The 1,914-nt window shown below is 59.8% G+C and carries 3 protein-coding genes; 2 read left to right on the top strand and 1 reads right to left on the bottom strand.

The genetic code is table 11. The annotated features are described in order from the left end of the window. Positions 1 to 653: Na+/H+ antiporter NhaA (locus tag APH30_RS27020; RefSeq protein ID WP_177333805.1), on the top strand; the 653-nt coding region annotated here is incomplete at its 5' end. Positions 654 to 1,422: 769 nt separating this feature from the next. Then, positions 1,423 to 1,554, top strand: coding sequence for a hypothetical protein (locus APH30_RS29760; RefSeq protein ID WP_256222157.1), 132 nt, complete (start codon positions 1,423 to 1,425; stop codon positions 1,552 to 1,554). A 148-nt stretch (positions 1,555 to 1,702) separates the two neighbouring features. On the opposite strand, the gene APH30_RS29360 is transcribed toward APH30_RS29760, so the two are convergent. Next, positions 1,703 to 1,914 (bottom strand): hypothetical protein (locus tag APH30_RS29360; RefSeq protein WP_218186822.1); only part of this gene is annotated, 212 nt, incomplete at its 5' end.

Here is a 1,914-nt window from a genome sequence, read left to right on the forward strand (position 1 = left end):
GGTCCCCCCCGACCCTCGCCGGCGTTGTGCTCGGGCTGATGACCCCGGTAGCCGCCATGCCGATGCGTGAGCGCCCTCTGGATGCCATTAGCCGCTTCACCAACGAGTTGCTGGGCCGCGCCAAGGCGCCAGAGCGCGATGCCAGCGAACTCATCGACCCACTGAAACGCCTGCGCCTGGCCCAGCGCGAACTGCTGCCGCCGGTGGTACGGATGCAAGGCACGCTGCACCCTTGGGTAGCCTACGGCATCATGCCAGTGTTTGCCCTGGCCAATGCCGGGGTCAGCCTGGCTGGGGTCGACCTGTCCGCAGCGGGCCCACAATGGGTCATGATCGCCGTGGTAATCGCCTTGGTCGCAGGCAAGCCCTTGGGCATCATCAGCGTCAGCTGGTTGATGGTACGCCTGGGCTGGTGCGCGCTTCCCGCCGGGGTGAACTGGCGCAGCATCACGCTGGTGGGCCTGTTGGCCGGTATCGGTTTCACCATGTCGATCTTCATCGCCAACCTGGCGTTCGTCGACCCCGGCTCACTGGGGGCAGCCAAACTTGGCGTGCTATCGGCCTCGGTGATCGCGGCGGTGTTGGGGCTGACCTGGGGCGTATGTAGCGTGCGCCGTGCAGCCCCTGCAGGCAACCTGGGTTCGTCAACCTAGCAGCGCCTGCACCGGGCCGCTTTGTCGGGCTGGCCGGGGCTGAAAAATGCCCTGGCCAGCCCGGCGGCCCTTTGCAATCTACAGGAGCAACCGGCGCCGCTGATGCTGGCATGAGCATGAGGCGAAAACCATCGCCCACAAAAAAGCCCCATTTTCAGGGGCTTTGATGAAGAATATGGCGGAAGCGTAGAGATTCGAACCCTTATCCAAGGTACCCCTCTACCTACGAAAAAGGATACCTGACAAATCCACATACGCCAAACCCGGCCCCCCGCAATTCCGGGGCCTCCAATGATTCCTGAGCCTCGGGTAAGTGTGCATCCAACTGCATACTTAGAGATATGAGCAAAATCATCATTTACGACTGCCCGGCATTTTTCTGGCAGTCCAGACTCACTGCTCTCTCACTTTCAGAGCTACTCAACCGCCCAGACAGAGCGATGCAATAGCGTCGAAAAATCAAGAATCCTAGTCACCCTGTCACCCCCACCTAATTACAGTCGAGTCATGGTCAGGCTGATTCGCGTCTAAGAAAGCAAACGTAAACGCTTCTCACCATAGACCAGGCAACCGTCAGTACCGCTCTTGACATGCCAGATGGCCACCCTTAGCGTACAGCACTGGGAGCTCCCAGCTTGCACGTCGGACGTCCATGAAGCTGACAGCTGGCAAGTGCTGGACATCCTGGAATCCGGATCAGCCCCGTAGTAGGACGACAAATACCCACTCCGGTGCCCCCCCCCCCGCATGACCTTGAGGTGATTGGCTTATGACGACCCCAGATGACGACGTGGCTGAATGCGAGCATTGCGGCGAGCCCGCGACCCATGACGTAGAACTCGGCCCACTCTGTGATGACTGCTTTGAGCACTACGTTGATGGTTACCGCGAGCGCGATTGAAGCGCCATCCAGCTAGCAAAAAGGCCTGATAATGAGGCCTTTTTTTCGTCTGCATGACTGCCACTGCGATGGCTACGATGACTGCGACCCCGCCGACCATTCGACTAGAGCGTCTAGCGCGAACCGTCCTGCCATCAGAACGCCGGACTCAAATCTTGATGCGAGGGCGGTTAACCGGGTGGAGAAAGGTCACCCTGGTGCCGGGGAAGTGCTGGGGATCACACAGCAAGGTCATCATTGCTGGAACGTCGTGATAAACACTCACCCACACTGACCAGTGCCCTAGCGTCGCCGCCCAGACAATTACGTCTTCTGGGCGCCGCGTGCCTGCTAGCACCTCACGCTTCGTGTCAATCGCTC

This window comes from Pseudomonas sp. NBRC 111127, from assembly GCF_001320345.1.
In the GTDB taxonomy this organism is placed as follows: Bacteria; Pseudomonadota; Gammaproteobacteria; order Pseudomonadales; family Pseudomonadaceae; genus Aquipseudomonas; species Aquipseudomonas juntendi.

Coding starts and splice junctions, on each gene's coding strand:
- APH30_RS29760 (WP_256222157.1), top strand. CDS start 1,423: ATGACGACCCCAGATGACGACGTGGCTGAATGCGAGCATTGCGGCGAG.